Raw genomic sequence first — 23239 nt, forward strand, 5'->3', positions numbered from 1 at the left:
CTCACCTCCACGTCTTCTTGCGTTTCCAGCGGCGGTTTTCCCGCGCGCCTTCCTCCTGCACGCCCAGATAGAAGTTCTGGATGTCCTCGGACCGCATCAACACGTCGGCGGGGCCGTCCATCACGATACGCCCGACCTCCATGACATAGCCATGATCGGCCAGTTCCAGCGCGGCGTTGGCGTTCTGCTCGACCAGCATCATGGTCATGTTCTGCTCGTCATTCAGGCGTTTGAGGATGCCGAAGATCTCTTGGACCAGCAGCGGCGACAGGCCCAGCGAGGGTTCATCCAGCAGCATGATGCGCGGGTTGGCCATCAGGCCGCGGCCGATGGCCAGCATCTGCTGCTGCCCGCCCGACAGGGTGCCGGCCTCTTGATTTCGGCGTTCCTTCAGAACCGGGAAGTAGGAAAACACCAACTCGCGGTCGCGCTCGATCTGGGCCTTGTCATGCAGGGTATAGGCCCCCAGACTGAGGTTCTCGTTCACCGTCAACAGCGGGAACACCTCGCGCCCCTCGGGCACATGCACGATGCCCTTTTGGACGATCTTGTGCGGCTCCAGCCCCTGGATTTCCTCGCCGTCGAAGGTGATCGTGCCCTTTTCCGGGTCCATCACACCCGAAACGGTCTTCATCAGCGTCGTCTTGCCCGCCCCGTTGGCGCCCAGGATCGAGACGATCTGGCCCGGGCGCACGTCCAGCGACACGCCGCGGATCGCCATGATCGGGCCATAGAAGCTTTCGATGTTGCGGATGCTCAGGATCGGTGCGCTCATGAAGCTTTCCCCAGATAGGCTTCGACGACGGCGGGGTGCGATTGCACCTGCGCCGGTGTCCCAAGGGCCAGTTTCGCCCCATCGGCCATAGCCAGCACCCGGTCGGACACGCCCGAGACCAGCCCCATGTCATGTTCAACCATCAGCACCGTGATCCCCATCTGCCGCCGGATGTCGTCGATCCACCAGCGCATGTCGGTTGTTTCCTCGACCGACAGCCCCGAGGCCGGTTCATCCAGCAGCAGCAGCTTGGGGTCGGTGGCCAGCGCACGCGCGACCTCGACAACCTTGCGCACGCCGTAGGGAAGCCCGGCGATCATCTTGTCTCGATAGGCCTGCAGATCGAGGAAATCGATGATCTCTTCGACCTTCTCGCGGTTCTCCAGCTCTTGCCGGCGGGCCGAGGGGGTAAAGAACACCTCGGACAGCAGATTGGTCCGCCGGTGGCGGTGCCGCCCGACCAGCAGGTTCTGCAACACGGTTGCATGTTCGAACAGCTCGATGTTCTGGAAGGTCCGCGCAACTCCATAGGCGGCCACACCCGAGGGCTTGACCTGAAGCAGATCGTGCCCGTCGAACCGGATCTGGCCCGCGTATGGGTCGTAGAAACGCGAGATCAGGTTGAACACCGTGGATTTGCCCGCCCCGTTCGGGCCGACGATGGCAAAGACCTCGCCTTCTTCGACCGAAAAGGACAGATCGTTCACCGCCGTCAGGCCACCGAATTTCAGGGTGACGTTCTCGAATTCCAGCAGGCTCATCTCAGGCGCTCCGTCTTGAGATAGGATTTCTGCCGCTTGAACATGTCCTTGCGGTAGAAGGGGAACAGCTCGAACCAGGTGCGGATTTTCAGCCATCGGCCGTAGATGCCCATCGGCTCGAACAGGATGAACCCGATCAGGATCATGCCGAAGATGCCGAATTCAAGCCCCGGAATGGCGACGGTTCCGCCACCGAACAGGGCGGCTGCGTATTCCTTGGCGATCGACAGGAACTGCGGCAGAAACCCGATGACGATGGCGCCCAGAAACGCGCCGTGGATCGAGCCCAGTCCGCCGATCACGATCATCATCAGCAGCTGGATCGAGATCACAACGCTGAAGGTTTCGTTGTTGAAGGCCCCGGCATACAGGCCCATCAGCGCCCCCGCCCATCCAGTCACGGCGCAGGACAATGCGAAAGACACGGTCTTGGTGCGCGCGATGTCGATGCCCATCGCCTGCGCGGACACTTCCGAGTCGCGCACCGCGATGAAGCTGCGCCCCAGCGGCGTACGCAGAAGGTTGATATAGCCCAGCGTGACCAGAACCGTGACGGCCAGAACCAGCCAGTAGAACTGCTCGGGCGTGCCCCAGCGATCGACCAGATGGCCGAATATCTCGACCCCGCCCATGTATTTGCCCGCCACGCCGCCGGTGATTGGTTCGGCAAGAACGATGAGGTCGTCCATCAGGATCGACAGGGCCAGGGTGAAGATCGCCAGATAGATTCCGTGTAGCCGCAGGGCAGGGATGGCGACCGTGACCCCGGCGATACCGGTCAGGATGCCGGCCAGCGGAAAGGCCACCAGAAACGGCACGCCTGACTCGATCAGGATCACGTTGGCATAGCAGCCAAAGGCCAGAAACGCCGCGTGGCCCAGGCTGGCCTGGCCGGTATGCCCGGTCAGGATCATCAGACCCAGCCCGGCGATGGCCCAGATCAGAACGTTCGTCAGCTCTCCCAGATAGAACGCGTCCAGCCACCACGGCGCGGCAAAGACCACCGTCACCAGGATCAGGTAGAGTGACAACTGGTATCCGTCCTTCCACGGGCGGATGTCCTGCATGTAGTCGGTTTTGAAAACGATCCTCATGCGCTCAGACCTTCTTGACCCGGACCTGGCTGAACAGGCCGTGCGGACGGAAGATCAGCACCGCCAGCAACAGCGCATAGGGCGCGATCTGGCTGTAGCCCGCAGCGATGTAGCGGCTGGCGAAGGGTTCGATCACGCCGACGATCAGACCGCCCGCCAAGGCTCCGGGCAGGCTGCCAAACCCGCCGATGACCGCGGCCGCAAACGCCTTGATTCCCAGCAGCCCGGTGGTCGGATCGACCGAACCCTTGGCGGCGAACAGGATGCCCGCGATCCCGGCCACGACGCCGGCCAGACCCCAGATGAAACCCTGAACACGCTTGACCGGCACCCCCATGTAATAGGCCGCCAACTGGTTCTGCGAGGCGCCCTGCATCGCCAGCCCCAGCTTGGTCTTGCTGAAGAACACATAGAGCCCCCAGGTCAGCAGCACGGTCACGACGATGACCGCCACGTCCTCCATCCCCAGAACCAGCCCGCCAAAGCGGACCTCCTTACCGGCCAGCGGGTTTTCCAGCGTCTGCGGCTCATGGCCCCAGATCAGCCCGGCAACAAAGCGGATCACGAATCCCAGGGCGATGGTCAGGATGACCACGGCGGTCTGGCTTTCCCCGAACAGGCGGCGGATGATCAGCCGGTCCAGCAGATACCCCAGCGCGCCCATGATCCCCAGCGAGATCGGCAGGGCCAGCCAGAAGGGCAGGCCCATGTATTCGGTGTTGGTCAGCCCGATGGTGACGAAGGCGCCCAGCATCATGAAATCGCCCTGGGCGAAGTTCACGGCCTCCGTCGCCTTGTAGATCAGAACGAAGCCAAGCGCGATCAGGCCGTAGACACAGCCATTCGCCAGCCCGCTGATCAGCAGCTGTGCGTTGTCCAAATTCTCCTCCCCATGCCGGTTTGCCCGGCGTCCTGACGCCCCGGATCTCCTCCAATCACCGGGGCGCCTGTTCTACTATGGCGTGATTATTACCTTACCGTCACTCTTTTTCAGTGCAACTGCCAGATCGGAAACGATTTTGTTCAGCGGGACATGCGCCGAGACATCCGTTTTCCACCGTCCGTCCGCAAAGCGGGCTTGCACCTCGGCAACCGCGCGCATCTGCTCTTCGGGCGGAGTGGACATCATCCATTTGGTCAGCCAGAAGCCTTCGATCCGTTTGCTCATAAAGATCAGCTGGCCCATCTGGGTCAGCTTCGGAGGCTCGCTGCTGAGTTTGCCATAAGACACCCAGCGCGCGCCGTTGGGCATGGCGTAGAATACTTGCTCGGACAGCTGATCCGAGACCGCATCCAGAAAAACCCGCGGCTTGAGTTGCGCGCTGATGGAAGCAAACTTGGAGACGGCATCATCTTCGGTGGTTACGATGACCTCGGCCGCTCCGTGGCTTTTGAGCAGTTCGACCGTTTCAGGGCGCCGCACCATCGCAATCGGCTTCAGGCCAAGGTCTCGGCCCAGCCCGCACATCAGCTTGCCCAACTGGCTGGTGGCCGCGGAAACGACAAAGGCCTCACCTTCGGACCGCGCGATCTCAACCATTGCCATTGCGGTCAGCGGATTGACGATCTGTGCAGCACCGTCATCGTCCGAGATCTCGGGCCGCAAAGGAATGCACATCTGCGCCTGTGTCAGGGCATACTCGGCCCATGCGCCGGACCCGGAGGCGACGAAGGCGACCCTTTGCCCCTTCAGCGCTTCCGCGCCCGCGCCGGTGGCCACGACGTCTCCGCACCCTTCGAAACCGGCCGGGGCACCCTTGACCCGCGGCTGACCGTACTCACCTTTGATGAAATGGAGGTCTGAGGGGTTCACCGATGCGGTGCGCAATTTGATCAGCACCTGGCCAGGGCCAGGCGTGGGCACCGGGATCTCGGCATTCTCAACCCAGTCGGCGGCGTCCTCGATCGCCGGGCCCGTGGCGGTACCCGAGTATCCGTCAAATTTCTGGATCACGGCAAACATGGATTTGGGGAGGTCAGTCATTCTTTTTCCTTTGTTTCCGACATTTTCAAGCAAACGGGTCGATCCGAGTGCGCGCCCCGGGGCAGGGCGCACCGATGCCGACAATAGGTCGTCCCGACTTGATGCGACTGGTTGAGCCAAGCCAAACAAATGGCACCGGGCACGTCAATCGACCACAGGGTTAACGTTGGGGAATTGGGAAGCCGGTGCAGGTGTGACAAGGCCGGACAATTGCCGGCCTTGTCGAATGATTTTATTGCGTCAACAGGTTGCGCAGTTCCTGGATCTTGAGCGCAGCCGTTTCCGGCGCTTCCTTGATGCCATCGAGGATCTTGATCACCTGGTCCTGGATTTCCTGGCTCAGCTGGCTGTTTTTCACGGATTCAACCATCGCGTCATAGTCGAACTGCTCGGCCGACAGCATGCCTTCGTCAACCCAGGTATTCAGCAACTCCTGCCCTTGGGCAGTGAGGGCTGCAACCTGATCGCCTGCCTCGTTGGCCAGATCCGTCGCAGCATCGCCGGCCTGGTTAGCCAGATCCGTGGCTGTCTGACCAGCTTGCTCAGCTGCTTCACCGGCCTGTTCGACGGCGGCCGAGGCTGCGTCACCCGCTTGTTGCGTCGCCGTCGACAACGCCTCGCTGGCGGCTTCCTGGGCTGCGGTTGCGGCCTCGCCGACGGCCTCGCCGGCTTCTTTGGCGGCAGATTGCAGTTTCTCGGCCGGGGTGGGCTCGGGCTGATTCAGGTAGAAATACGCGCCGGCACCCAATCCGGCGATGATAATCAGGATGATAATGCGGGACATTGGGGTCTCCTTTTCGGATGTGTGCCGCTGATGTGGGGAGAAACTACCTGAGATCAAAGGGGAAATCCCAAAAATTCGGCGCATGTTCGGGGTTTGGGCCACTCGGCGCTGATCAATCAGACTATCGGCGGCGACAACACGCCACCGGCGAAAATACACGGTTGCAACCATCAGGCGAACAAGAAAGGGGGCGTCAATGGGAAGTTATGGCGGAGAGACAGGGATTCGAACCCTGGGTGGGCTTGCACCCACAACGGTTTTCGAGACCGCCCCGTTCGACCACTCCGGCACCTCTCCGCGGGGGTCTGTGAGGGGGGGATTTAGTTGTGATCGCCGAGGGGTGCAAGCAGAAAATTCCCGAATTCGCCAAACCGAGGATTTTCCATTGCCAGTCCGACGAAATCTCCTAGGCTGATATGTATGAGACATCTTCTGCACCGCATTTCGCTTCTGCTCATCCTGCCCGTGTTCGCGTTCGCTCTGACGGCTCAGACCGCCTTGTCCGCCAGTCGGGATCGGATCGAGGCTTTTCTGACGACGACGGGTTTTGACGTGGCGCTGGAAAGCATCGCACTGGCCTCGGCCTCGGCGCCTCAGATGCTGGGGATCGACCCCGAGGGTTTTGGCTCGCAATGGACGCGTCTGACGGAAGAGGTGTTCGACACCGATGACATGCATGAAACAGCGGTTGCGATTCTCGAACAGACGCTGAGCGACGAGGCCCTGAACCACGCGGTCGAGTTTTATGCTTCGGATCTGGGGCAACGGCTTGTCGAGGCGGAAAATGCCTCGCACCTTGTCGAGGATGACGAAGCCAAGCAACTTGAGGGGCAGGAGATCATATCCGATCTGGTCAAGTCCGGTTCGAGCCGCATCGAAAGCCTGAAGCGAATGAACAGTGCCATCGATGCCAGCGAAACCTCGTTGCGGGCATTGCAGGAGATCCAGCTTCGGTTCCTGCTGGCCGCCAGCGCCGCCGGAGTGATCGACCTGCAATTGGACGCGGACGGGCTGCGCCAGATGATGAAGCTGAACGAACCCGAGATGCGGCAGTCATTGCAACTGTCCGCCTTGGCCAACGCGGCCTACACCTATCAGGATTTCTCTGACGCGGATGTCGACGCCTATACCAAAGCGCTGGAACAGCCGCTGATGCAGGAAGTCTACGAGCTGTTGAACGCCATCCAGTACGAAATCATGGCCATGCGGTTTGAAGTGCTGGCGGCGCGCATGGCCGAACTGCGTCCGGCTCAGGACATCTGATGCAGTTGTTTCTGGCTCTGTGGCTGGTTTTGGCCGGTTGGGCCAGTGCGGTCACGGCCGATCAGGTCGACCGCCTGACCAAGGCAATGCATTTGTCCGACGTGATGCAGATTCTGCGTGATGAGGGTGTCGCGCAGGGGCGCGAACTGGACAAAAGCCTGCTGGACGGTGAGGGCGGATCGTTTTTCGAGGCCCAGGTTGAAGATTTGTACGACAAGGCCTGGATGCAGGCCAAGATTCATGATGCGCTGGCTGGCGGTATGTCCGAAGGGCAATTGGAGCAGGCCGCGCTGTTTTTCGAAAGCGACCTTGGCCGCGCCGTTGTGTCTTTGGAAAACTCGGCCCGCCGAACGTTTTCCGACGAAGCCATCGAAGAGATGGCCATGACCGCCTATCGGGAGGCCGATCGTGATGCGGCCTATTTTCGCCTGATCGATGAGTATGTCGAGATCAACGACCTTGTTGATCGGAACGTGCGTGGAGCGTTGCAGGCCGATTACAATTTCTTCCGTGGGTTGGCGGATGGGCAGGGCATCACGGGCGACGACGGGGAGATGTTGGCCCAATTGCTGGCGCAGGGTGCGCAGTCCGAGCAACAAACCCGCGAGTGGCTGTACTCGTTCCTCCTGTTTGCGTACCAACCTCTCAGCGAGGCCCAGCTGCGCGAGAATATCGCCTTTTCACGTACCGAGGCAGGGCAGGCCTTGAACAACGCCTTGTTCGCTGGTCTGGACACTATGTTCAACGAGTTGTCATACCAGCTGGGCGTGACGGTGGCGCAGGTTCTGCAAGCGTCGGATCTTTAGGCCGGTTTGCTGTTGACTTTGCCCTGTGAACCTTAGATAAGCGCGCATCCCGGCCGGAACCTCCGCGCCGGGTATCGTTATTGTTGGCCTGACGGGTGCGCCCTGACGGTCGTTCATCCGCCCTAAAAGGGCGCGCTGTTCGAGGTGGCCTTGGCCGCAACACCCGTCTGACGGGGACCACAGAACGCGGTAGAAAAAGGAAAGACGCATGTTTGCAGTCCTCAAGACTGGCGGCAAGCAGTACAAGGTTCAGGCGGGCGACGTGCTCCGCGTTGAAAAACTAGCTGCCGACGCAGGTGAAAAAGTCCAATTCAACGACGTTCTGATGCTGGGTGGCGACGCCCCGGTGGTCGGCGCGCCGTTCATCGATGGTGCGGCCGTTCAGGCGGAAGTGATCGAACAGATCAAAGGTGACAAGGTCATCAAATTCGTCAAGCGCCGCCGCAAGCACAGCTCGAAGCGCACCGTTGGCCACCGTCAGAAGCTGACCCTGGTCAAGATCACCGACATCCTGCCCTCGGGCGCGGACAAGTCGGGCGTCAAGGCCGCAACCGGTTCGGCTCCGGCAGGTGAAGTTGCGAAAGCAGCGAAACCCGCCAAGAAAGCCGCTGCCAAGGCAGAAGCCCCGGCCGCTGCTGCTGCCGCTGACGATCTGACCAAGATCACCGGTGTTGGTCCCGCAGCCGCCAAGAAACTGGCCGAAGCCGGTATCGAAAGCTTTGCCGCTCTGGCCGCCTTGTCGGACGAGCAGATTGCTGCTATCGAGACGGTCAAAGTGAAACCCGAATGGGTTGAGCAGGCCAAAGATCTGGCCAAAGGCTAAGGAGAGAGAGAATGGCACATAAAAAAGCTGGCGGTTCCTCCCGTAACGGCCGCGACTCAGCGGGTCGTCGCCTTGGCGTGAAACTGTATGGTGGCCAAGCCGCCGTTGCAGGCAACATCATCGTGCGTCAGCGCGGCACCAAGTTCTGGCCGGGCGAAGGCGTGGGCATGGGCAAGGATCACACCATCTTTGCAACTGTCGATGGCGCCGTGAAGTTCCACAAGGGACTGAAAAACCGCACCTTCATTTCGGTCCTGCCAGTGGCGGAGGCCGCAGAGTAAGCCGAAACCCAGAAGGTTTAAGAAAAATTCATGGGGGACCGGCACAAAGTGCCGGTCCCCTTTCTCGTTTTGACGCAGATTTGATCGAAAGCCCCGATGCCCGTTGCAACCACCAGTTTCCTGATCTTTGCCGCCAGCCAGGTCGGCACGCCGGGACCGGCTAACATGGTCCTGTTGGGAACGGGTGCGCGCTATGGGTTCCGCGCGGCACTGCCCTTCGTGGCAGGCGTGATTCTGGGCAAGCAGCTGATCATCTGGCCGTTGGGCTTTGGCCTTCTGCAACTGGCGGAACAGGCCCCCACCGCGTTTGCGGTTCTGAAATATGCTTCCGCGGCCTATATTTGCTGGCTTGCGTGGAAAATCGCCAACCTGCGCCTGTCCCATCAGGACGCGGGCGAGTCGGTTCCGGGTTTCTGGGCTGGGTTGGTGGTACATCCGCTAAACCCCAAGGCGTGGGCGATGATCATCGCGGGATTCACAGGGTTCGTCGCGGCGGGGACGTCGGTGCTGAGTGCGACGCTCACGATCGCGCTCGTTTTGTTGACCTGCCAGTTGGTCCTGCACCCGATCTGGACCTTTGCGGGCGATAGAATTGCCCGCGTGGTTGCGGGACGGCCGGCGGAAAAATATCTGATGTGGACTCTCGCGGGTCTGACTGTTGCATCCGTACTTTTCGTGTTGTTCGGAGGAGGAACACACCAATGAAACTTGAGGCAATCATAAATCAGCCGGTCATTGAAACCGAGCGGTTCGACCTGCGCCCGCTGCGCCGGTCGGACATGGGCCTGATCGAGCACTACGCCGGGGACGAGCGCGTGGCGCGCATGACCACGTCGATTCCACACCCTTTGCCGCCCGGTTCGATCGAGGCTTTCGTTACCCGCGCCATGGCCGAGGACCGGGACGAGGACGTCTGGGCGATGGACGCCACCAAGGATGGCGGGCCCGAGTTGATCGGGGTGATCTCGCTCAAGCGGCTGGATCGCAATCAGTCCGAAGTGGGCTATTGGGTCGCGCCCTTGTATTGGAACACGGGCATCGCCTCGCTGGCGGTGGAAACGCTGGTTCAGGCGAATCCGTTGGAAAACGCCACGATGTTTGCCAGCGTGTTTCAGGACAATCCCGCCTCGGCGCGGGTCCTGACCCATTGCGGGTTCCAGTATCTTGGCGATGCCGAAAGCTTCTCGGTGGCGCGCGACGCAAATGTGCCCACCTGGACGTACAGCAAAAAACTCTGACTTGTGGCCGATGGGGCCTTTGCAGTAGGGGACTGACATGAAATTTCTCGATCTTGCAAAGGTCTACATCCGGTCCGGGGCCGGCGGTAGCGGGTGCGTCAGCTTCCGACGCGAAAAGTACATCGAATACGGCGGCCCCGATGGCGGGGACGGCGGCAAAGGCGGGTCCGTCTGGGCCGAGGTCGTGGACGGGCTGAACACCCTGATCGACTTCCGCTATCAGCAGCATTTCTTTGCCAAGAACGGACAGCCCGGCCGAGGCCAGCAGCGCACCGGCAAGGATGGCGACGACATCATTCTGCGCGTGCCCGTCGGAACCGAGATCCTGGACGAGGATCAGGAGACGGTGATCGCCGACCTGACCGAGGTGGGGCAACGTGTCCTTCTGGCGCGGGGCGGCAATGGCGGTTTCGGCAACCTGCATTTCAAATCGGCCACCAATCAGGCGCCGCGCCGGGCCAATCCGGGGCAGCCGGGCGTGGACCGCACGATCTGGCTGCGTCTGAAGTTGATCGCCGACGTGGGTCTGCTGGGCCTGCCGAATGCGGGCAAATCGACCTTTCTGGCCGCAACATCGAACGCTCGGCCCAAGATCGCCGATTATCCGTTTACCACGCTGCATCCCAATCTGGGCGTCGTCGGCGTGGACAACGTGGAATTCGTGGTGGCCGACATTCCCGGCCTGATCGAAGGCGCTCATGAAGGCCGCGGCATCGGCGACCGTTTTCTGGGCCATGTCGAACGCTGCGCGGTGTTGCTGCATCTGGTCGACGGCACGTCCGAGACCATCGCGCAGGATTATCACACCATCATCCACGAGCTTGAGGCCTATGGCGGCGCGCTGGCTGACAAGCCCCGGATCACCGTGCTGAACAAGATTGACGCGTTGGACGAAGAACAGCTCGAGCTTGCCAAGGCCGAATTGGAAGAGGCCGTGGGCGGCCCTGTCATGACCATGTCGGGCGTCGCACGGCAAGGCGTGACCGAGGTTCTGCGGGCCCTGCGCGCCCGGATCGACGAAAACCGCCTGCGCCAGAAACCCACCGAGGAGCGCGAGACGTGGCAGCCCTGACCGACGCAAAGCGCCTGGTGGTCAAGATCGGCTCGGCGTTGCTGGTCGATCGTGCGACCGGCAAGCTGCGTTCGGACTGGTTGCATTCGCTGGCGCAGGACGTGGCGTGGCTCAAGGGGCAGGGGGCCGATGTGGTTCTGGTCTCGTCCGGTTCGATCGCGCTGGGGCGCGGTGTTCTTGGCCTGCCCGCAACCGCGCTCTCGCTAGAGCAGTCCCAGGCCGCCGCCGCCGTCGGGCAGATCAGGTTGGCCCGAGCCTATGAAGAGGCGTTGGCCCCGCACGACATCACCACGGCGCAGGTTCTGGTGACGCTTGAAGACAGCGAGAACCGCCGCCGGTACCTGAATTCACGCGCGACGCTGGAAACTTTGCTGGGGCTGGGTGTCGTGCCCATCGTGAACGAAAATGACACGGTGGCCACGGATGAAATCCGATACGGCGACAATGATCGACTGGCCGCGCAGATCGCCGTGACCGTCGGTGCGGATCAGTTGATCCTGCTGTCCGATGTCGATGGGTTCTACACCGGCAATCCAGCCGAAGACCCATCCGCCACCCGGTTTGACGTGATCGACGCGATCACGCCCGAGATCGAGGCGATGGCCGGTGACGCCGGTTCGGGGCTGTCCAAGGGCGGCATGAAGACCAAGCTGATGGCCGCGCAGATGGCGACGGCGGCGGGCTGTGACATGGCGATTACGGAAGGATCGCCTTTGAACCCGCTGAAACTGCTGAACAATGGCGCGAACAGCACCTGGTTCAAGGCCAAGCTGGACCCGCATGCGGCGCGCAAACGCTGGATCTCGGCGATGAAGCCGCGGGGCGAGATCACGGTCGATGCAGGGGCAGCGCAAGCGCTGGAGAATGGCAAAAGCCTGTTGCCGGCCGGCATCGTCGAAGTGACGGGCGATTTCGGACGGGGCGACCCGGTGGCCATCAAGGATCACGAAGGCCGGCGTTTGGGATTGGGCCTCAGCCGCTATACCGCGCACGAGGCCGACACCATCAAGGGGCGCAAATCCTCCGAGATCGAGGACGCACTCGGCTATCCCGGCCGTGCGGTGATGATCCACCGTGACGATCTGGCTTTGTAGCCGCGAAAACTGATAGATTTGGCTGGTCCGACGACCGGAAAGGCAGATGACATGAAGGACTTTGATAGCATTCCCGCCCTGATGGCCGATCTTGGCAAGCGCGCCAAGGATGCGTCTCGGGATCTGGCCTTTGCCTCGGCCGAGCGCAAACACGCCGCGTTGATCGCCGCCGCCGACGCTGTGTGGAGGAACCTTGCGCAGATCATCGAGGCCAACAGGAAAGACCTGGACTACGGCCACGAAAAGGGTCTGAGCCCGGCTATGATGGACCGTCTGATGCTGGACGAGACGCGCATTCAGGGCATGGTCGACGGGTTGCGCACCGTGGCCGAACAGACCGATCCAATGGGTGAGGTTCTGGCCGAATGGGATATGCCCTCGGGGCTGAACATCCGCCGCGTACGCACCCCGCTGGGCGTGATCGGCGTGATCTATGAAAGCCGCCCGAACGTGACCGCGGATGCCGGGGCGCTGTGCCTCAAGTCGGGCAATGCCGTGATCCTGCGCGGCGGTTCCGAAAGCTTTCATTCTTCGACCGCGATCCACGCCTGCCTGGTCGAGGGGCTGAAGGCCGCAAACCTGCCCGAGGATGCGATCCAGTTGGTCCCGACCCGTGACCGGGCGGCGGTGCAGGAATTGCTGACTATGACCGACTATGTCGACGTCATCGTGCCGCGCGGCGGCAAGGGGCTGGTCGGGCTGGTCCAGCGCGAGGCGCGGGTGCCGGTCTTTGCTCATCTTGAAGGGATCGTGCACATCTACATCGACAAGGCTGCGGATCCGCAGAAAACGCTGGACGTGGTGCTGAACGCCAAGACCCGCCGCACTGGCATCTGCGGGGCGGCCGAATGCCTGCTGGTGCATCAGGATATCGCGGAAACGCTGGGGCACGACGTGATCGCCGCGCTGCTGGCCGCGGGCGTCGAGGTCCATGCCGCAGGTGCGCTGGCCATCGACGGCACCTTACCGGCCAGCGATGACGATTGGGGCAAGGAGTTTTTGGACAGCATCATCGCCGCAAAACCGGTGGCCGATATCGACGATGCAATCGCGCATATCCGGCAATACGGATCGAACCACACCGATTGCATCATGACCGAGGATCAGTCCGCCGCCGACCGCTTCTTTGAACGGCTCGACAGTGCGATCCTGATGCACAACGCCTCGACCCAGTTTGCCGACGGAGGTGAGTTCGGAATGGGCGCCGAAATCGGGATCGCCACGGGCAAGATGCACGCGCGCGGCCCGGTGGGGGCGGCGCAGCTGACCAGCTTCAAATACCTGGTGCGCGGCAACGGCACGACGCGCGCCTGAGGCGCTGCGTCAAAACCGCAGCACCACGCGGGTCGCGCCCGTCTCGGCCGACACCCGGCGGCCCTGAGCGGCCGCCGTCTGCGGCAGCAGGGCGAATTGCACCTGCGCCGGCGTGACCTTGTTGGCGAATGTGCCGGTCGGGAGACCTTTCCACAGGTCGGGATCGACATTCATGCGGTCGGCCGTACCCGTGACCGTCCATTTGTCGCCCACGCTGTCGATCTTGACCTCGCCGCCCATGGGCATGGCGCTTTCGCAGCACATGATGGCCAGAAAGGCCAGTTTGATCTGATTGCGCGGCATCGCCTCGGTGACGTTCCAATGCACCCGGACTCGGCCCGCACGCTCGACATCGCGCAGCAGGTCCGTCACTTCGCTGCGGCCCTGCGGCTGATCGCTGGCCCCGCCAAAGGCCACGCGAAAGAACCGGATCCGCGCCCCGGCGCTGCCAACGCTGCCGGTGATCAGTTCCATCTCGGGGCCCTGGGTGCCGCCAACCATCTCCAACAGTTCCAGACCGTTCGTGATCGCGCCGATCGGGCTGATCAGATCGTGGCAGATCCGAGAGCCGATCAACTCGGCTAGGTTGACGTTGGTGTCGCTCATGCGTACCTCCTGTGGTATCCCCCATGCCCGACCCGGAGCCGCCGCATGACAGATCTGAATGCCATTCTTGCACCGGGCATGTTTGTCCGCCACCCAGATTTCCCCGACTGGGGCGTTGGACAGGTCCAGTCCAATATTGGGGGCAAGATCACCGTGAACTTTCGCGACCAGGGCAAAGTGGTGATTGACGGAACACGCATCGCCTTGATGCCGGTTCTTGATCCATGAAACTGGTTTAGGAAAGGTTAACGGGGCTCGCCACCCGGTTCGTGTTGCCATTCGCCGCGCAGCTGCGGTATCAGCGCTGGGATCGCAACAAGACGACGACCATTCCACATGCCGGATACGGGCCCTTCATTCACTGTCAAACTTGCCGAAACCGACGAGGAACTGCGCGCGGCGCAGCGGCTGCGTTATGACGTCTTCGTGCGTGAATTGGGCGGTGGCGGAGAGATGGTCGATCATGCAGAGGGCCTGGAACGCGACCAGTTCGACCCGTATTTTGATCACATGCTGGCCTATGACGACGTCACCGGAGAAGTGGTCGGAGTCTACCGCCTGTTGCCGGGTGACCGCGTAGCTGAAGTCGGACGGTTCTACTCTGAGGATGAATACGACCTTACCGTTCTGAAAAACAGCGGCCGCAAATTGCTGGAACTCGGCCGGTCCTGCCTGCATCCGGACTATCGCGGCGGAACCGCAATGTATCATTTGTGGAATGGCCTCGCGAAATATGTGTCCGAACGGGAGATCGAGGTTCTGTTCGGCGTTGCCAGTTTTCACGGCACTGACGTCAAGCACCTTGCCCAGCCTATGTCGATGCTGCATCACAACCACCTGGCTCCACCCGAACTGCGGGTGCGTGCGCAGCCGGATGTTTATCAGAACATGAACCTGGTTCCGAAAGATGCGCTGGATCGACGGAGTGCGATGTTGCAAGTTCCGGCCTTGATCAAGGCCTATCTTCGATTGGGCGGGTTTGTGGGCGAGGGGGCATTCATCGACCATGCCTTCAACACCACCGACGTTTGCCTGATCCTCGACACCACTCGGATGAACGAAAGACAGAGACGCATCTATGGCGGAGCGTGACGTGCCAAACGGTGCTGTCTGGCACAGCTCGGACGACCCGGACCCGGTTGAGTTGGGCGTGTGGGGTTGGATTTTGGTGATCCTGCGGGGGCTTCCTCTGGCTGTGCTGGTGTTCGGTGGTCTGATCGTTCTGTTGCTTGTGCGCCTGGTCGAAAGACCCATCTTTGGCCTGCTTCGACCAGTAACGCCCTTCATTGCCCAATTCGTGTGTCGCAATGCGTTTCGAATTCTTGGGATCGGATTTTCAAGCTCGGGTGAGCTGATGCAGCAGCGCGGAGCCGTCGTGGCCAACCACACGTCTTGGCTGGACATCTTCGCGCTCAACGCCCGCAAGCGTGTATACTTCGTGTCCAAGGCCGAGGTGGCGAATTGGCCCGGCATCGGTTGGCTGGCCCGTGCCACCGGAACCGTGTTCATCGAACGCAATCCCAAGCAAGCGCGCGAGCAGACCAGATTGTTCGAAGACCGTCTGAAGGCCGGGCACAAGCTGTTGTTTTTCCCAGAGGGCACATCGACGGACGGCCTACGGGTTTTGCCATTCAAAACAACGCTTTTTGCGGCATTCTTTGCAGATGAACTGCGTGATTTCATGTATGTTCAGCCGGTCTCGGTGGTCTACCACGCGCCCGATGGGCAGCCGGACCGGTTCTATGGCTGGTGGGGGGACATGGATTTTGCCCCGCATCTTCTGAAGACGCTGGGCGCGCGGCGGCAGGGGCGGGTCGAATTGATCTATCATTCTCCGGCGCGGGTCAGCGACTTCGATAACCGCAAGGCTTTGGCCGCGCATTGCGAGCAGGCCGTTCGCCACGGGCATGCCTTGGCGCGGCCAGAAAAATAGGGGCAAAAGCCCCTTGCACCGTCAGTCAACCTGCCGTATACGCGCGGCATTCAAATCCGCAGGCGGGGTTTGGTCGTTTTGAGGGAGACATCCTCATCAAGGCCGCCGGTTGGAGCAAACGCTTCTTTCACCCCCGCCAAGGCGAAAACCGGAAAAGGAAAACATAGCATGGCTCTTCCCGAGTTCACCATGCGTCAGCTGCTGGAAGCTGGCGTTCACTTTGGTCACCAGACACAGCGTTGGAACCCCCGCATGGCGCCTTTCATCTATGGCGCACGCAACGGCATCCACATCATGGACCTGACCCAGACCGTTCCGATGCTAGACCAGGCGCTGCAGGCGGTACGTGACACCGTCGCCAAAGGTGGCCGCGTTCTGTTTGTCGGTACCAAGCGTCAGGCTGCACAGCCAATCGCCGAAGCCGCTGAAAAATCGGCTCAGTATTACATGAACCACCGCTGGCTGGGCGGCACGCTGACCAACTGGAAAACCGTTTCCCAGTCGATCAACCGTCTGAACCAGATCGACGAAGCCATGGAATCGGGCGCTGAAGGCCTGACCAAGAAAGAGCGTCTGGGCATGGAGCGTGACCAGGCCAAGCTGCAGGCTTCGCTGGGCGGCATCCGCGAGATGGGCGGCGTCCCTGACCTGCTGTTCGTCATCGACGTCAAGAAAGAAGCACTGGCCATCGCAGAAGCCAACAAACTGGGTATCCCGGTTGTGGCCGTCGTCGACACCAACTGCTCGCCGGATGGTGTGGACTACATCATCCCCGGCAACGACGATGCTGCCCGTGCAATCGCACTGTATTGCGACCTGGCCGCACGCGCTGCACTGGACGGCATGACGGCTCAGCTGGGCGCCGCCGGCGTCGACCTGGGCGAGTTCGAAGAAGCACCGGTTGAAGAAGCCGTTGCAGAAGAAGCCGAAGCGTCGACCGAAGCGTAAGCTGCCCGTCACGTAAATGACATATGGGGCAGGGTAGACCTGCCCCAATTCCGTTTGAATTGAGGAGAGCCAAGAGATGGCAATCACTGCAGCAATGGTGAAAGAACTGCGCGACTCGACCGGCGCAGGCATGATGGACGCGAAAAAAGCGCTGACCGAAACCGGCGGCAACATGGACGAGGCCGTTGACTGGCTGCGCACCAAAGGTCTGGCGAAGGCCGCAAAGAAATCCGGCCGTACCGCAGCAGAAGGCCTGGTTGCCGTTCACGTCGAAGGTGGCAACGGTGTTGCTGTCGAAGTGAACTCGGAAACCGACTTTGTCGCGAAGAACGCCGAGTTCCAGGAAATGGTCGGCAAGATCACCTACGCAGCCCAGGGCGTTGACTCAGTTGAGGAACTGCTGGCTGCTGATCTGGGCGGCAAATCGGTTGCCGACACGCTGACCGACAAGATCGCCACCATCGGCGAAAACATGTCGGTCCGCCGCATGGCGAAACTGTCGGGCGACACCGTGGTCTCGTATGTCCACAACGCCGCAACCAACGGCATGGGCAAGATCGGTGTTCTGGTTGCTCTGTCGGGCGGCGATGAAGCCATCGGCAAGCAAGTCGCGATGCACATCGCAGCCGTGAACCCGGCCGCTCTGTCCGAAGCCGACCTGGATCCGGCCGTTGTCGAAAAAGAAAAGCAGGTCCAGATGGACATCGCGCGCGAGTCCGGCAAGCCCGAGCAGGTCATCGAAAAGATGATCGAGGGCCGCATGAAGAAATTCGTCGCGGAATCGACCCTGCTGAGCCAGCAGTTCGTTGTGAACCCCGACCTGACCGTGGAAGCAGCGGCCAAGGAAGCCGGCGCAACCATCACCGGTTTTGTTCGCCTGGAAGTTGGCGAAGGCATCGTGGTCGAAAAAGAAGACTTTGCTGCCGAAGTCGCCAAAGCGGCTCAGGGCTGACGTCTGTTCGGCCCGGGTTTTCCGGGCTGATCCAAAAACACCCGAAACCGGTTGCGCGACGCGCGACCGGTTTTTTTTGGCGAATTTCCGATTGATCAGAGGAGTAATTGGAGGGCCCCGCAAGATGGGGATGGTCGAGGCCCCCCAAAATTTCCGACATCGGCACGCGGACGAATAAGCGCCCTTTGTCAGAGCGAACGGAGAGCCTTGGCAATACAAAGATCCGTCCAAATGTTCCTTGGCTAAAGCCACCACTCACGGAACAGGGTCAATGTGCAATTTCTGCGCAGTTTTAGGAAGTCATGTATTCCTTACCTAAGGTCAACTGTCGCGCGACAGCGGATTCAGACCTCCATGACGAACATCTGATTCTGCAGCGAAGCCTTCAAAACCGCCTGTGCAGTCGTCTCGACAGAGAGAGCCTCGCGCGCCAGCCTGAGGTGTTTTTCAACAGTCGCCGAAGTCAGTCCCATCAGCAGGGCAATGTCCTGGGTCGTTTTTCCGTCACCCACCCATTCCAGAGCCTCGCGCTGCCGCTTGGTCAAGGCGCGGTTCGGGGGATTGTAGGGCAGGGTCAGGATCTTGAGATGGGCGATGTTGTTCATCAGCAGGATATCATCGCCATGCTCAGCCCACATCTCGTCCATCTCGTCCTGGCTGCGGTTCAGAGCGGCCAGCGAAATTGCCCCCTTGGACCGCATGGACACCGAAGTGAAACTGATCGTGTAGCCGACGGTGATCCCTTTCGAGCGGTTGAACTCGTACACCTTGCGTTCTTCGTTGGTCATCGTGCCGCTGGACATCATCTCGCGGATCATGCTCCAGCTTGCGGCCCCTTCGTGGTCCAGCGCCCATTTCAGCATGGGCGCGTGGAAATACAGACCATCCCGAAGGAAACCATCCATGTATTCCTTGCAGTGATTGGTCAGGATCACGAAGTCTTCAGGGTCGCCCAAAGACGTTTGGGTGCGGTATTGTGTGTGTCCGTACAATAGGCGGTCAAAACCATACTTGGCCATCTGTTCGGTGTGCGCGGCCCAAAGCTCCTCGAGGGTTTTCACATAGCTCAGAAAGTTGAGGTATTCCTTGAGCGTCATCATGCGCCGCCACCCTCCTGAAGATGCGCGGCCAGCGCTTCCAGCGCCAGAACATAGCTTTGAGCGCCAAAGCCGCAGATCTGCCCGATGGCGACGGCCGAGATGTAGGACTTGTGCCGAAATGCCTCGCGGGCGTGGATATTGGACAGGTGAACCTCGACCACCGGCAATTGAGCTGACGAAATGGCATCCATCAATGCTATTGACGTGTGGGTATACGCGCCGGCATTCAGAACGATCCCGTCATGGGTCCCGCGCGCGGCGTGGATGGCATCGATCAACACACCTTCATGGTTTGATTGAGCGCACTCGACACGCAACCCGATCGATGCGCCATGCGAAACGCACAAGTCTTCGATCATCTTCAAGGTGGTATGACCGTAAACCTCGGGCTGCCGTGTGCCCAACAGGTTCAGGTTCGGTCCGTTCAATACAAGAATACTACGCATTATTTTTCTGTCCCCATACCTGTTTCATAGCCGCGAATTGAAAACGCGTCTACCGGCTTTGCTCTCATGAGGCGAGCGGGCGCAGGTCCGGTCTTGGGGACAGGCGGTGAAACGACCGTGAAGGTCGTTCCTAGTCGATGGACACGACAACTTTGCCGAGAACCGACCGGTCGCCCAACATCTCCAAAGCTTCGGCGGCGCGGGGCAAGGAGAAGCGGGCGCTGATACGCGGCTTGATCTTGCCGCCATGATACATGGCAAACAGTTCCCGCAAGTTTTCGGCATGTCCGGCCGGATCGCGGAATACGGACGCGCCCCAGAACACGCCGACGATCTCACAGCCTTTGAGCAAAGGCAGATTCAACGGGATGTTGGGGATACCGGCCGCAAATCCAACGACCAGAAACCGCCCCTTCCAGGCCATCGCACGCAATGCCGGCTCGGCGTAGTCGCCGCCAACCGCATCATAGACCACGTCAACGCCATCACCGCCCGCCAGCTTCTTGATTTCGGCCGAGAACGCTTTTTGCGCCTCTCGCGTCATCTCCTTGGAGTAGACGATCGTTTCATCAGCGCCCAAATCCCTGCAGAACTGAGCTTTGTCTTCCGTGGACACCGCGGCAATTACACGCGCGCCCATCGCTTTGCCCAACTCAACCGCGGCCGAGCCGACACCGCCAGCGGCCCCAAGCACCAACAGAGTCTCACTGGCCTTGAGTCCGGCGCGATCTTTCAGCGCATGGTAGGACGTTCCGTAGGTGAAGATGAAACAAGCCGCATCCTCGTACGGCATGGACTCCGGGATGGGAACGGCGCTGGCGGCCGGAATGCACAGCTGTTCGGCGAAACCTCCGTGGCCTGTCAGGGCCAGAACGCGGTCACCGATCTTCAGATCGGAAACACCATCTCCAACGGCGATCACATCGCCTGACACTTCCCCTCCGGGCGCGAAGGGGCGCGGCGGCTTCATCTGGTACAAGTCGCGGATGATCAGCGTGTCCGGAAAATTCACGCCTGCCGCACGTACCCGGATCAGCACCTGACCCTTTTTGGGCGTTGGATCGGGCAGGGTGGTCAGTGCCAGTGTTTCCGGACCACCCGGGGCGACGCTGAGTAATGCTTGCATTTCGTTTTCCGATCCTCGCCATTTGTTGGCCCGAAGGTCGGGTCCTGACACCATGTTGTCAAGGCAGATGTGAAATGCAATTCTGCACAGTGAAACTGACCCGACCTGAATTAGAACTCAGGACGCAATAAAAACGAATTATGGGGAGAGGCTGATGACACCGGAGAACTTATTTTCGCTAGCGGGCAAGACTGCTCTGGTCACGGGCGGCGCGACCGGGATTGGTCGGATGGCAGCCGAGGCTCTGCTGCGCGCGGGTGCGCGGGTGCTGATCGCCTCGCGCAAGGGCGAAGCCTGCGAAGCTGTGGCCGCCGAACTGAACGCGCTGGATGCGTCCGGAACCGCCGAAGGGTTTGCCGGTGACGTCAGCAGCGAGGACGGCATTGACGCACTGGTCGAAGAGGTGAGCAACCGCACCCAAAGGCTTGATATTCTTATGAACAATGCCGGCGTTTCGTGGGGCGCTCCTATGGGACAGTTTCCCTATGACGCCTGGGACAAAGTCATGTCCGTGAATGTCGCCGGCATCTTTCATCTGACCCAGAAGCTGCTTCCTCTGCTGATGCAATCGGGCTCGGACGATGATCCTGCACGGGTAATCAACGTCGCATCGGTGATGGGAGAAGTTCCGATGGGTGATGGCGCCTACAGCTATTCCGCGTCCAAGGCGGCCGTCATTCATCTGACCAAGATCATGGCAAAGGAGCTGTCGCCCTACCGCGTGACTGTGAATGCTCTGGCACCGGGACCGTTCGTTTCGCGCATGACCGCCTTTGCCACGGCTGACGAGGAAAAACGCGAGAAAGTGGGCAAGTCGGTCCCGCTTGGCCGTGTCGGGCGCGACGAGGACATCGCGGGCTGTATGCTGTTCCTCAGCGGACGCGGCGGCAGTTACGTGACCGGCGCCGTGATCCCGGTCTCGGGTGGTATCAACGTTCTGACCGGAGGAAACATCTTTGCCGATGCCCTGTGAAACCCGGTCCAGTATCAAGCGAGGTCGATCGCATGAGCGATAACCCGAACACCCTCGACCTTGTCGCCGTAGATGCCTATCTGCGCGCCAACCTGCAAGGCTATGCCGGTCCGCTTGAGGCGACGAAGTTCACGGTGGGTCAGTCCAACCCGACCTACGAACTGCGCACGCCTGGCAAATCCTATGTTCTGCGGCGCAAACCGCCCGGAGTTCTGCTGAAATCTGCCCACGCAGTCGACCGCGAATTCCGTGTTCAGACCGCGTTGGCGCACAGCAAAGTGCCGGTGCCGCGCATGTACGTGCTGTGCGAGGATGACAGCATTATCGGCTCTGCCTTCTATGTCATGGAGCGTCTGGACGGTCGGAATTTTCTGGAACCGACTATGAAGGGCGAAACCAACGAAACCCGCAGCGCTGTTCTGGATGAGATGAACCGGGTTCTGGCCGAATTGCACATGGTCGACATCGACGCCGTGGGCCTGTCCGACTACGGACCGACCGGCAACTACTTTGAACGCCAGATCGCGCGCTGGACCAAACAGTATCGCGCCTCGGAAACCGAAACGGTTGCCGACATGGATGCGCTGATCGACGCGCTGGAAAGCTCGATCCCGGCGGATGATGGCCAACGAACGCTGGTTCATGGCGACTATCGCATCGACAATCTGATGTTCGAGCGGGACGGAACCCGCTGCATCGGGGTCCTGGATTGGGAGCTGTCCACCATCGGCCATCCTTATGCCGATCTGGCGGCCGTCATCATGCAATGGCAGATGCCGCCGGGCAAAGAGGGGCGGGGGCTGGCTGGTGTTGACCGAAGCAGCCTTGGGCTGCCCAGCGATCAGCAGTTCATCGCCTCATATTGTCAGCGGCGCGGACTACCGGGCATCGACAATTTCGGCTTCTATCTCGCGTTCAACTTTTTCCGCATGGCCGGAATTCTCCAAGGCGTCTACAAACGCGCCTTGGACGGAAATGCATCCGATCCGGCCCGGGCGCGCGCATTCGGAGCCTATGTGCCCATGTTCGCCAAACATGGCCTTGCAGCGCTGGGATAGAGGGGCAGGCGTGGTATCCGAGACATCATCAAGCGCCGACACTGGCAAGGATCGGAACTTCGTCACTGCACTGGCGCGGGGGCTTGAACTGCTGCGGTGTTTTCGCCACGGCGAAACCGCCCTGACCAACACGGATTTTGCGGAACGCACGGGTCTGCCCAAGCCAACGATCTCGCGGTTGACCCATACGCTGTGCCAACTGGGTTACCTTGTTCAGGATCACGCAGGCGGTTCTTATCGGCTTGGTGTCGGAGTGCTGCGGCTGGGATTCGGAGTTCTGGGTGCGGCTGACATATGCGAGCGTGCCGTCGAGGTGCTGCGGGAATTGCGCGATGGAGCCAATCCGTACCTGACGGCCGCCCTGGGCGAAGCGCATCGGGCCGAGGTTGTATATGTCGCGGTCAGCAGGTCGACGCAGAACGTGGCGCTTACCATGCATGTCGGATCCCGGCTGCCGTTATTTTCCTCGGCCATGGGGCGGGCCATTCTGGTTGGCATGACCGAGGACCAAAGGGAAACGGCGATTGACGCTGCTCGACGCGATCTGAACCTGCCCGAAAATCACCTGCGCGACTCGATAAAAACCGCATTGGATGAATACGATACACAAGGTTATTGTACCGGATATTCTCTGTGGCGGGACGACGTCCATGCCATTTCCGTTCCGGTGTCCACCGCCAGCGACGGGCGGGTATTTGGATTGAATATCGGCGGGCCCAGCTTTTATGTGACCCCGGAAGAGCTTGAAAGAGACCACGCGCACAAGCTGATAGATGCCGCCCGGAAATTGGGAATGCGTCCATGAAAC

27 protein-coding genes and 1 tRNA gene are annotated in these 23239 nt (G+C 60.7%); 17 read left to right on the top strand and 11 right to left on the bottom strand.

The window, feature by feature from the left end:
• Position 1: 1 nt before the first annotated feature.
• The 7 genes from ACR0JC_RS02380 to ACR0JC_RS02410 all read right to left on the bottom strand — a co-directional run bounded on the left by ACR0JC_RS02380 (position 2) and on the right by ACR0JC_RS02410 (position 5695).
• Positions 2-775 carry an ABC transporter ATP-binding protein gene (locus ACR0JC_RS02380; protein WP_170339217.1) on the bottom strand — a complete coding sequence of 258 codons (774 nt, stop codon included), beginning with the start codon at positions 773-775 and terminating at the stop codon, positions 2-4.
• Entirely contained in the window at positions 772-1536 is a 765-nt protein-coding gene (locus tag ACR0JC_RS02385) for an ABC transporter ATP-binding protein (protein WP_149775121.1), read from the bottom strand. The genes ACR0JC_RS02380 and ACR0JC_RS02385 overlap by 4 nt, the downstream gene beginning before the upstream one ends.
• Entirely contained in the window at positions 1533-2630 is a 1098-nt protein-coding gene (locus ACR0JC_RS02390) for a branched-chain amino acid ABC transporter permease (protein WP_170339215.1), read from the bottom strand. Before ACR0JC_RS02390 ends, ACR0JC_RS02385 begins: the two co-directional genes overlap by 4 nt.
• Before the next feature lie 4 nt (positions 2631-2634).
• A complete protein-coding gene (locus tag ACR0JC_RS02395; protein WP_005983028.1) occupies positions 2635-3510 on the bottom strand; it encodes a branched-chain amino acid ABC transporter permease in 876 nt (291 codons plus the stop codon).
• A 75-nt stretch (positions 3511-3585) separates the two neighbouring features.
• A complete protein-coding gene (locus ACR0JC_RS02400) occupies positions 3586-4614 on the bottom strand; it encodes a zinc-binding dehydrogenase (RefSeq protein WP_170339213.1) in 1029 nt (342 codons plus the stop codon).
• A 232-nt stretch (positions 4615-4846) separates the two neighbouring features.
• On the bottom strand, positions 4847-5398 hold the full coding sequence (locus tag ACR0JC_RS02405; protein ID WP_170339211.1) for a hypothetical protein: 552 nt from the start codon (positions 5396-5398) through the stop codon (positions 4847-4849).
• 207 nt (positions 5399-5605) lie between these two features.
• A tRNA-Ser gene (locus tag ACR0JC_RS02410) sits at positions 5606-5695 on the bottom strand.
• Between the two features lie 123 nt (positions 5696-5818).
• On the opposite strand from ACR0JC_RS02410, the gene ACR0JC_RS02415 reads away from it, so the two are divergent.
• From ACR0JC_RS02415 to ACR0JC_RS02455, 9 genes are all read left to right on the top strand, one after another.
• Positions 5819-6661, top strand: coding sequence for a DUF2059 domain-containing protein (locus ACR0JC_RS02415; protein ID WP_170338641.1), 843 nt, complete (start codon positions 5819-5821; stop codon positions 6659-6661).
• Positions 6661-7467, top strand: coding sequence for a DUF2059 domain-containing protein (locus ACR0JC_RS02420; protein WP_170339209.1), 807 nt, complete (start codon positions 6661-6663; stop codon positions 7465-7467). The genes ACR0JC_RS02415 and ACR0JC_RS02420 overlap by 1 nt, the downstream gene beginning before the upstream one ends.
• A 208-nt stretch (positions 7468-7675) precedes the next feature.
• Positions 7676-8290: a 50S ribosomal protein L21 gene (locus ACR0JC_RS02425; RefSeq protein ID WP_170339207.1), complete on the top strand. Its 615-nt coding sequence runs from the start codon at positions 7676-7678 to the stop codon at positions 8288-8290.
• 11 nt (positions 8291-8301) lie between these two features.
• Positions 8302-8571: a 50S ribosomal protein L27 gene (gene rpmA, locus ACR0JC_RS02430; protein ID WP_005983052.1), complete on the top strand. Its 270-nt coding sequence runs from the start codon at positions 8302-8304 to the stop codon at positions 8569-8571.
• Positions 8572-8667: 96 nt separating this feature from the next.
• Positions 8668-9276 (top strand): LysE family translocator, encoded by a 609-nt coding sequence (locus ACR0JC_RS02435; protein ID WP_149777268.1) that lies wholly within the window; start codon positions 8668-8670, stop codon positions 9274-9276.
• Entirely contained in the window at positions 9273-9809 is a 537-nt protein-coding gene (locus tag ACR0JC_RS02440) for a GNAT family N-acetyltransferase (RefSeq protein WP_170339204.1), read from the top strand. Before ACR0JC_RS02435 ends, ACR0JC_RS02440 begins: the two co-directional genes overlap by 4 nt.
• Positions 9810-9846: 37 nt before the next feature.
• A complete protein-coding gene (gene obgE / locus ACR0JC_RS02445) occupies positions 9847-10881 on the top strand; it encodes a GTPase ObgE (RefSeq protein WP_170339201.1) in 1035 nt (344 codons plus the stop codon).
• The gene (gene proB / locus ACR0JC_RS02450; protein WP_170339200.1) at positions 10869-11975 is read left to right on the top strand and encodes a glutamate 5-kinase; all 1107 of its coding nucleotides are present in this window, start codon (positions 10869-10871) and stop codon (positions 11973-11975) included. The genes obgE and proB overlap by 13 nt, the downstream gene beginning before the upstream one ends.
• A gap of 51 nt (positions 11976-12026) precedes the next feature.
• Complete coding sequence (locus tag ACR0JC_RS02455) at positions 12027-13289, top strand: glutamate-5-semialdehyde dehydrogenase (RefSeq protein WP_170339197.1); 1263 nt, start codon at positions 12027-12029, stop codon at positions 13287-13289.
• Positions 13290-13298: 9 nt separating this feature from the next.
• On the opposite strand, the gene ACR0JC_RS02460 is transcribed toward ACR0JC_RS02455, so the two are convergent.
• Positions 13299-13895, bottom strand: a complete 597-nt coding sequence (locus tag ACR0JC_RS02460) for a histidine phosphotransferase family protein (protein ID WP_170339195.1) — start codon at positions 13893-13895, stop codon at positions 13299-13301.
• 45 nt (positions 13896-13940) lie between these two features.
• On the opposite strand from ACR0JC_RS02460, the gene ACR0JC_RS02465 reads away from it, so the two are divergent.
• The 5 genes from ACR0JC_RS02465 to tsf all read left to right on the top strand — a co-directional run bounded on the left by ACR0JC_RS02465 (position 13941) and on the right by tsf (position 17728).
• Positions 13941-14123: a DUF3553 domain-containing protein gene (locus ACR0JC_RS02465; RefSeq protein ID WP_170339192.1), complete on the top strand. Its 183-nt coding sequence runs from the start codon at positions 13941-13943 to the stop codon at positions 14121-14123.
• A gap of 108 nt (positions 14124-14231) precedes the next feature.
• Complete coding sequence (gene olsB / locus ACR0JC_RS02470; protein ID WP_170339190.1) at positions 14232-14987, top strand: L-ornithine N(alpha)-acyltransferase; 756 nt, start codon at positions 14232-14234, stop codon at positions 14985-14987.
• On the top strand, positions 14974-15828 hold the full coding sequence (gene olsA / locus ACR0JC_RS02475) for a lyso-ornithine lipid O-acyltransferase (protein WP_170339188.1): 855 nt from the start codon (positions 14974-14976) through the stop codon (positions 15826-15828). Before olsB ends, olsA begins: the two co-directional genes overlap by 14 nt.
• 168 nt (positions 15829-15996) lie before the next feature.
• Positions 15997-16776, top strand: coding sequence for a 30S ribosomal protein S2 (gene rpsB, locus ACR0JC_RS02480; RefSeq protein WP_170339186.1), 780 nt, complete (start codon positions 15997-15999; stop codon positions 16774-16776).
• Between the two features lie 76 nt (positions 16777-16852).
• Positions 16853-17728: a translation elongation factor Ts gene (gene tsf / locus ACR0JC_RS02485; protein ID WP_093962057.1), complete on the top strand. Its 876-nt coding sequence runs from the start codon at positions 16853-16855 to the stop codon at positions 17726-17728.
• Between the two features lie 344 nt (positions 17729-18072).
• On the opposite strand, the gene ACR0JC_RS02490 is transcribed toward tsf, so the two are convergent.
• The 3 genes from ACR0JC_RS02490 to ACR0JC_RS02500 form a co-directional block, all read right to left on the bottom strand.
• Positions 18073-18825: a LuxR family transcriptional regulator gene (locus tag ACR0JC_RS02490; protein ID WP_093962957.1), complete on the bottom strand. Its 753-nt coding sequence runs from the start codon at positions 18823-18825 to the stop codon at positions 18073-18075.
• Positions 18825-19274 carry a type II 3-dehydroquinate dehydratase gene (gene aroQ / locus ACR0JC_RS02495; protein ID WP_170339183.1) on the bottom strand — a complete coding sequence of 150 codons (450 nt, stop codon included), beginning with the start codon at positions 19272-19274 and terminating at the stop codon, positions 18825-18827. The genes ACR0JC_RS02490 and aroQ overlap by 1 nt, the downstream gene beginning before the upstream one ends.
• A 130-nt stretch (positions 19275-19404) precedes the next feature.
• Complete coding sequence (locus tag ACR0JC_RS02500; protein ID WP_170339181.1) at positions 19405-20400, bottom strand: NADPH:quinone oxidoreductase family protein; 996 nt, start codon at positions 20398-20400, stop codon at positions 19405-19407.
• A 154-nt stretch (positions 20401-20554) separates the two neighbouring features.
• Here ACR0JC_RS02500 and ACR0JC_RS02505 point away from each other — a divergent pair, with 154 nt between their 5' ends.
• The 3 genes from ACR0JC_RS02505 to ACR0JC_RS02515 are packed head-to-tail and all read left to right on the top strand — an operon-like array spanning position 20555 to position 23236.
• Positions 20555-21373 (top strand): SDR family NAD(P)-dependent oxidoreductase, encoded by an 819-nt coding sequence (locus ACR0JC_RS02505; RefSeq protein WP_170339179.1) that lies wholly within the window; start codon positions 20555-20557, stop codon positions 21371-21373.
• 32 nt (positions 21374-21405) lie between these two features.
• On the top strand, positions 21406-22431 hold the full coding sequence (locus ACR0JC_RS02510; protein WP_170339178.1) for a phosphotransferase: 1026 nt from the start codon (positions 21406-21408) through the stop codon (positions 22429-22431).
• Between the two features lie 10 nt (positions 22432-22441).
• Positions 22442-23236, top strand: coding sequence for an IclR family transcriptional regulator (locus tag ACR0JC_RS02515; RefSeq protein WP_367647283.1), 795 nt, complete (start codon positions 22442-22444; stop codon positions 23234-23236).
• Positions 23237-23239: the final 3 nt, after the last annotated feature.

Source organism: Ruegeria sp. CH5 (assembly GCF_056537025.1).

Coding starts and splice junctions, on each gene's coding strand:
- ACR0JC_RS02380 (WP_170339217.1), bottom strand. CDS start 775: ATGAGCGCACCGATCCTGAGCATCCGCAACATCGAAAGCTTCTATGGC.
- ACR0JC_RS02385 (WP_149775121.1), bottom strand. CDS start 1,536: ATGAGCCTGCTGGAATTCGAGAACGTCACCCTGAAATTCGGTGGCCTG.
- ACR0JC_RS02390 (WP_170339215.1), bottom strand. CDS start 2,630: ATGAGGATCGTTTTCAAAACCGACTACATGCAGGACATCCGCCCGTGG.
- ACR0JC_RS02400 (WP_170339213.1), bottom strand. CDS start 4,614: ATGACTGACCTCCCCAAATCCATGTTTGCCGTGATCCAGAAATTTGAC.
- ACR0JC_RS02405 (WP_170339211.1), bottom strand. CDS start 5,398: ATGTCCCGCATTATCATCCTGATTATCATCGCCGGATTGGGTGCCGGC.
- ACR0JC_RS02415 (WP_170338641.1), top strand. CDS start 5,819: ATGAGACATCTTCTGCACCGCATTTCGCTTCTGCTCATCCTGCCCGTG.
- ACR0JC_RS02420 (WP_170339209.1), top strand. CDS start 6,661: ATGCAGTTGTTTCTGGCTCTGTGGCTGGTTTTGGCCGGTTGGGCCAGT.
- ACR0JC_RS02425 (WP_170339207.1), top strand. CDS start 7,676: ATGTTTGCAGTCCTCAAGACTGGCGGCAAGCAGTACAAGGTTCAGGCG.
- rpmA (WP_005983052.1), top strand. CDS start 8,302: ATGGCACATAAAAAAGCTGGCGGTTCCTCCCGTAACGGCCGCGACTCA.
- ACR0JC_RS02435 (WP_149777268.1), top strand. CDS start 8,668: ATGCCCGTTGCAACCACCAGTTTCCTGATCTTTGCCGCCAGCCAGGTC.
- ACR0JC_RS02440 (WP_170339204.1), top strand. CDS start 9,273: ATGAAACTTGAGGCAATCATAAATCAGCCGGTCATTGAAACCGAGCGG.
- obgE (WP_170339201.1), top strand. CDS start 9,847: ATGAAATTTCTCGATCTTGCAAAGGTCTACATCCGGTCCGGGGCCGGC.
- ACR0JC_RS02455 (WP_170339197.1), top strand. CDS start 12,027: ATGAAGGACTTTGATAGCATTCCCGCCCTGATGGCCGATCTTGGCAAG.
- ACR0JC_RS02460 (WP_170339195.1), bottom strand. CDS start 13,895: ATGAGCGACACCAACGTCAACCTAGCCGAGTTGATCGGCTCTCGGATC.
- ACR0JC_RS02465 (WP_170339192.1), top strand. CDS start 13,941: ATGACAGATCTGAATGCCATTCTTGCACCGGGCATGTTTGTCCGCCAC.
- olsB (WP_170339190.1), top strand. CDS start 14,232: ATGCCGGATACGGGCCCTTCATTCACTGTCAAACTTGCCGAAACCGAC.
- olsA (WP_170339188.1), top strand. CDS start 14,974: ATGGCGGAGCGTGACGTGCCAAACGGTGCTGTCTGGCACAGCTCGGAC.
- rpsB (WP_170339186.1), top strand. CDS start 15,997: ATGGCTCTTCCCGAGTTCACCATGCGTCAGCTGCTGGAAGCTGGCGTT.
- tsf (WP_093962057.1), top strand. CDS start 16,853: ATGGCAATCACTGCAGCAATGGTGAAAGAACTGCGCGACTCGACCGGC.
- ACR0JC_RS02490 (WP_093962957.1), bottom strand. CDS start 18,825: ATGACGCTCAAGGAATACCTCAACTTTCTGAGCTATGTGAAAACCCTC.
- aroQ (WP_170339183.1), bottom strand. CDS start 19,274: ATGCGTAGTATTCTTGTATTGAACGGACCGAACCTGAACCTGTTGGGC.
- ACR0JC_RS02500 (WP_170339181.1), bottom strand. CDS start 20,400: ATGCAAGCATTACTCAGCGTCGCCCCGGGTGGTCCGGAAACACTGGCA.
- ACR0JC_RS02505 (WP_170339179.1), top strand. CDS start 20,555: ATGACACCGGAGAACTTATTTTCGCTAGCGGGCAAGACTGCTCTGGTC.
- ACR0JC_RS02510 (WP_170339178.1), top strand. CDS start 21,406: ATGAGCGATAACCCGAACACCCTCGACCTTGTCGCCGTAGATGCCTAT.